This is a genomic window from Kitasatospora sp. NPDC047058, from assembly GCF_040643935.1.
Lineage (GTDB): Bacteria > Actinomycetota > Actinomycetes > Streptomycetales > Streptomycetaceae > Kitasatospora.
In genome coordinates this window covers 1-5607 of record NZ_JBEYVJ010000417.1, presented here as the reverse complement: position 1 = coordinate 5607, position 5607 = coordinate 1, and the positions used below count along the sequence as shown (strand labels likewise).

The window sequence follows — 5607 nt, the reverse complement described above, 5'->3', positions numbered from 1 at the left end:
GGGAGGCGGTCGGCGCCTTCCTGGTGAGCGCGGTCGTCGTGGCGCTGTTCGGGGTGACCGGGCTGTTCGGGGCACTCTTGGCAGGCTTGATGGCATGTGACATATTACTGGCGTGGACCAGCATCAGAGACCTCCCCTGGACGTCGTCGTGGTCGGGGCCGGCGTCGTCGGAGCCGCCTGCGCGTACTACGCAGCCCGCGCCGGGCTGACCGTCGCCGTGGTCGACCGCGGCCCGGTCGCCGGCGGCACCACCGGCGCCGGCGAGGGCAACCTGCTGGTCTCCGACAAGGAGCCCGGGCCCGAACTCGACCTCGCGCTCCTCTCCACCCGGCTCTGGCGCGAGCTCGCCGAGGAGCTCGGCACGGCCGTCGAGTACGAGCCCAAGGGCGGCCTGGTGGTCGCCGCCACGTCCGCCCGGCAGGACGCCCTGCGCGCCTTCGCCGCCGAGCAGGCGGAGTGCGGCGTCACCGCCGAGGAGATCCCCGGCGGCCGGCTGCACGAGCTCGAACCGCACCTGGCCCCCGGGCTGGCCGGCGGCTTCCTCTACCCGCAGGACGCGCAGGTCCAGCCCGCCCTCGCCGCCGCCCACCTGCTGCGCGCCGCCCGCCGCGACGGCGCCGTGCTCCACACCGGCGAGACCGTCCGCGAGGTGCTCACCGGGCCGGACGGCGCCGTGCGCGGGGTGGTGACCGACCGGCGCCGGCTGGCGGCGGCCGCCGTGGTCAACGCGGCCGGCACCTGGGGCGGCGAGCTGGCCGCGCTCGCCGGGGTGCACCTGCCGGTGCTGCCGCGCCGCGGCTTCGTCCTGGTCACCGAACCGCTGCCGCGGATCGTCCGGCGCAAGGTCTACGCCGCCGACTACGTCGCGGACGTGGCCAGCGGATCGGCCGCGCTGCAGACCTCCGCGGTGGTCGAGGGCACCCCGGGCGGACCGGTGCTGATCGGCGCCAGCCGGGAGCGGGTCGGCTTCGACCGGACACTCTCCGTCGAGGTGCTGCACCGGCTGGCCGCCCAGGCGGCGGCGCTGTTCCCGGTGCTCGCCCGGGTCAGCGTGATGCGCGCCTACCGCGGATTCCGGCCGTACCTGCCGGACCACCTGCCCGCGATCGGCGCCGACCCCCGGGTGCCCGGGCTGTACCACGCCTGCGGGCACGAGGGCGCGGGCATCGGCCTGGCCCCGGCGACCGGCCTGCTGATCACCGAGCAGCTCACCGGCAAGGCGCCGGCCCTCGACCTCGCGCCGTTCCGCGCCGACCGGTTCGGGGCCGACCGGTCCGGGGCCGACGGCGCCCCGTGAACCCGGCCGCGCGCCCGCGGCGGACCGGACCGCGCCCGCGGTGACCCGCCCGTCCGCCCGCACGCCCGTCCGACGCGGCGCGCGCCCCCCGTCCAAGCCCACCACCGGAACGGAGAACCCCCTCATGCGCCGAACCCCCGCCGACCTGGTCGGGGCGGAACCGGAGCCCGCCCACACCATCGAGTTCGACGGCCGCGCCGTGCCCGCGCTGCCCGGGCAGTCGATCGCGGCCGCGCTCTGGGCCGACGGCGTGCTGGCCTGGCGCACCACCCGGGTCGGCGGCCGGCCGCGCGGGGCGTTCTGCGGGATCGGGGTCTGCTTCGACTGCCTGGCCACCGTCGACGGACGGCCCAACCAGCGCACCTGCCTGCTGCCGGCCGAGCCCGGCACCACCGTCACCACCCAGGAGGGCAACGGCCGTGCCGACCTCGCCGTCTGAACCGTCCGAACCGTCCGAACCGTCCGCCGCTCCGCGGGCCGCGGCCGCGCCCTACGACCTCGCGGTCGTCGGGGCCGGACCGGCCGGGCTCGCCGCCGCGGTGGCCGGCGCCGACCTCGGGCTGCGCTGCGCCCTGGTGGACGCCGGCCCGCGCACCGGCGGGCAGTACTACCGCCACCCCGCGCCCGGCCTCGGCGCCACCCGGCCGGACCGGCTGCACCACGGCTGGTCCGTCTACACCGGCCTGGCCGACCGGCTGGCCGCCCACCGGCGGGCGGGCCGGGCCGACCTCCTCGCCGGGCACCAGGTCTGGGCGCTGGAGCGGGTGGCCGGCGGGCCGTCCGACGGGACGTGGGCCCTGCACGCCACCCTCGGGCCGGAGGGCGCCGACCGGGCGACCGTCCGGGCCGAGGCCGTCCTGCTGGCCACCGGGGCGTACGAGCGGCAGCTGCCGTTCCCCGGCTGGACCCTGCCCGGAGTGGTCACCGCCGGCGGCGCGCAGGCCATGCTCAAGGCCGGCCTGGTGCTGCCCGGCAAGCGGATCGTGGTGGCCGGCAGCGGCCCGCTGCTGCTCGCGGCGGCGTCCTCGCTGGTCACCGCCGGGGCCGAGGTGCCCGCGGTGGTCGAGGCCACCGACTACCTCGGCTACGCCCGGCGCCCGGGCGTCCTGGCCGCCGTCCCGGCCAAGCTCGTCGAGGGGGCCGGCCACGGCGCCGCGCTGCTGCGCCACGGCGTCCGGCTGCGCCGCCGCAGCGCGGTCGTGGAGGCGCACGGCACCGACCGGATCACCGCCGTCACGGTGGCCCGGCTGGACGCCGACTGGCGGCCGGTGCCCGGGACCGAACGGCGGATCGCGTGCGACGCGCTCGCCGTCGGCCACGGCCTGCTGCCGCAGATCGAGCTGGCCACCGAGCTGGGCGCACGGACCAGGACCACCGCCGACGGCGCGGTCGCGCTCGCGGTCGACGCCCGGCTGCGGACCACCGTCCCCGGACTCTGGGCGGCCGGCGAGACCTGCGGGGTCGGCGGCGCGGACCTGGCGGTCGCCGAGGGCGAGCTGGCCGCGCACGCGGTGGCCGGGGCCCCGGTGGCCGGCGCGCTGCTGCGCCGCCGGGCCCGGCTGCGGGCCTTCGCCGAGCTGATGGCCGCGGCGCACCGGCCGGGCCCGGGCTGGCCGGAGTGGCTGCGGCCGGAGACCGAGGTCTGCCGCTGCGAGGAGGTTCCGGCCGCCCGGATCCGGGAGGCCGTGGACGAGCTCGGCGCCGGCGACGCGCGGACCGTCAAGCTGCTCACCCGGGCCGGGATGGGCTGGTGCCAGGGCCGGATGTGCGGTCCGGCGGTGGCCTGCCTGGCGGGGGGCGGCGAGGCGCGGGCGGACAGCCGTCCGCTGTCCTGCCCGGTCCCGCTCGCGCAGCTCGCGGCGGGTGCCGACGCCGGCGCGGCGGATGCGGCCGGGGGCGCCGGGGGCGCCGAGGGCGCCGCGGAGGCCGGGGCGGAGGCCTGAGCCCGGGCGTCCGGGCCCGGGAAGGGCCGGGTCCGGGCGTCCGAAATGTACGGCGGGGACTCTTGTCTCCACCGCACGCCATCTAATAAAATGTCACACCTCACCAAGGAGTCACCTGTGTCCCACACCCCGCACGACACCACCCGGCCCTGGCGCGGCATCATGGTCGCCACCACGATCCCGCTGCGTCCGGACCTCTCCGTCGACTACGACGCCTACGCCGAGCACGTCCGCTGGCTGATCGACTCGGGCTGCGACGGCGTCGTCCCCAACGGCTCGCTGGGCGAGTACCAGACCCTGACCGCCGAGGAGCGCGCCCGGATCGTCGAGGTCGCCGTCGAGGCGGCCGGCGACGGCTCCCGGGTGATGCCCGGCGTCGCCGCCTACGGCAGCGCCGAGTCCCGCCGCTGGGCCGAGCAGGCCGCCGAGGCCGGCGCCGGCTCCGTGCTGCTGCTGCCGCCGAACGCCTACCGCGCCGACCACGCCGCCGTCCGCGCCCACTACGCGGAGGTGGCGAAGGCGGGCCTGCCGATCGTCGCGTACAACAACCCGATCGACACCAAGGTCGACCTCGTCCCGTCGCTGCTCGCCGAACTGCACGCCGCGGGCCACATCGTGGCGGTCAAGGAGTTCAGCGGCGACGTCCGCCGGGCGTACGAGCTCGCCGAGCTGGCCCCCGGGCTGGACCTGCTGATCGGCGCCGACGACGTGCTGCTGGAGCTGGCGCTGGCCGGTGCGGTCGGCTGGATCGCCGGTTACCCGAACGCGCTGCCGGAGGCCTCGGTGGCGCTCTACAAGGCCGCCGTCGCCCACGACCTGGAGACCGCGCTGCCGCTCTACAAGGCGCTCCACTCGCTGCTGCGCTGGGACTCCAAGACCGAGTTCGTGCAGGCGATCAAGCTCTCGATGGACATCGCCGGCCGCCCCGGCGGCCCGACCCGGGCGCCGCGCTTCCCGCTCACCCCGGAGATCGAGGCGGCCGTCCGTGCGGCCACCGAGAAGGCGCTGGCCGAGGGCCTGGCCTGAGCACACCCCCGGGTGCGGCCGGCTGCGGGGGCAGCCGGCCCGGCCCACCACCACGCCGCCCGACCTCACCCGACCTCACCTGACTCCACCCGACCTCACCCGACTCCACCCGACTTCACCGACCTCCACTGGACTTCACCCGACGGGAGCCACCACCCCATGCGCAGCCGCCACGTGTTCCACGCCGTCGACTCGCACACCGAGGGCATGCCGACCCGGGTCATCACCGGCGGATTCGGCGTCATCCCCGGTGCCACCATGGCCGAGCGCCGGGTCCACTTCCAGGAGCACCTGGACCACTTCCGCACCCTGCTGATGTACGAGCCCCGCGGCCACGCCGCGATGAGCGGTGCCATCCTGCAGCCGCCGACCCGGCCGGACGCCGACTTCGGCGTGCTCTACATCGAGGTGTCCGGGCTGCTGCCGATGTGCGGGCACGGCACCATCGGCGTCGCCACCGTGCTGGTCGAGACCGGCATGGTGCCGGTGGTCGAGCCGGTCACCACCGTGCGGCTGGACACCCCGGCCGGGCTGGTGGTCGCCGAGGTGCAGGTCGAGAACGGCGCCGCCAAGGCGGTGACCATCCGCAACGTGCCGTCGTACTCGGTGGCGCTGGACCGCAAGATCGAGGTGCCCGGGTACGGCACGGTCGGCTACGACCTGGCGTACGGCGGCAACTTCTACGCGATCCTGCCGCTCGCCGAGTTCGGGCTGCCGTTCGAGCGCGAGCGCAAGCAGGAGATCCTGGACGCCGGCCTCGCCCTGATGGACGCCATCAACGCGAGCCCCGACCGGCCGGTGCACCCGGAGGACCCGTCCATCCACAGCTGCCACCACGTCCAGCTGCTCGCCCCCGGCTCCACCGCCGAGCACTCCCGGCACGCGATGGCCATCCACCCCGGCTGGTTCGACCGCTCGCCGTGCGGCACCGGCACCTCCGCGCGGATGGCCCAGCTGCACGCGCGGGGCGAGCTGCCGCTCGGGCGGGACTTCCGCAACGACTCCTTCATCGGGACGACCTTCACCGGCCGCCTGGTCGAGGAGACCGAGGTGGCCGGGCGGCCCGCCGTCGTCCCCACCGTCACCGGGCGGGCATGGGTCACCGGCACCGCACAGTACTTCCTCGACCCGAGCGACCCGTTCCCGGCCGGCTTCCTGCTCTGAAGCCCGCCCCCTCCCCGCTGAACCCCCCGAAGGGCTGCCTGCTGTGACGATCCGTTCGTACAACCCCGCCGACCCCGCGGACCTCGTCGCCGAGGTGCCCGCGCCCGGTGCCGAGGCCGTCCGGGCCGCCGTCGGCCGCGCCCGGGCCGCGCAGCCCGGGTGGCTCGCCGCCGGCGC

At 76.9% G+C, this 5607-nt stretch carries 5 protein-coding genes; all 5 read left to right on the top strand.

Translation table 11 applies throughout. The annotated features are described in order from the left end of the window. Positions 1-112 precede the first annotated feature (112 nt). The 5 genes from ABZ885_RS34325 to ABZ885_RS34305 all read left to right on the top strand — a co-directional run bounded on the left by ABZ885_RS34325 (position 113) and on the right by ABZ885_RS34305 (position 5430). Positions 113-1297: an FAD-binding oxidoreductase gene (locus ABZ885_RS34325; RefSeq protein ID WP_360197604.1), complete on the top strand. Its 1185-nt coding sequence runs from the start codon at positions 113-115 to the stop codon at positions 1295-1297. A gap of 124 nt (positions 1298-1421) precedes the next feature. Continuing rightward, entirely contained in the window at positions 1422-1736 is a 315-nt protein-coding gene (locus ABZ885_RS34320; protein ID WP_360197601.1) for a (2Fe-2S)-binding protein, read from the top strand. Beyond that, a complete protein-coding gene (locus ABZ885_RS34315) occupies positions 1717-3240 on the top strand; it encodes an NAD(P)/FAD-dependent oxidoreductase (RefSeq protein ID WP_360197598.1) in 1524 nt (507 codons plus the stop codon). Before ABZ885_RS34320 ends, ABZ885_RS34315 begins: the two co-directional genes overlap by 20 nt. Positions 3241-3357: 117 nt before the next feature. Then, positions 3358-4266, top strand: coding sequence for a dihydrodipicolinate synthase family protein (locus ABZ885_RS34310; RefSeq protein ID WP_360197596.1), 909 nt, complete (start codon positions 3358-3360; stop codon positions 4264-4266). Between the two features lie 159 nt (positions 4267-4425). Further along, complete coding sequence (locus tag ABZ885_RS34305) at positions 4426-5430, top strand: proline racemase family protein (RefSeq protein ID WP_360197593.1); 1005 nt, start codon at positions 4426-4428, stop codon at positions 5428-5430. Positions 5431-5607: the final 177 nt, after the last annotated feature.

Excerpts from the sequence above, each read along its gene's own strand:
- ABZ885_RS34320 (WP_360197601.1), top strand. The coding sequence starts at position 1,422 with ATGCGCCGAACCCCCGCCGACCTGGTCGGGGCGGAACCGGAGCCCGCC.
- ABZ885_RS34305 (WP_360197593.1), top strand. The coding sequence starts at position 4,426 with ATGCGCAGCCGCCACGTGTTCCACGCCGTCGACTCGCACACCGAGGGC.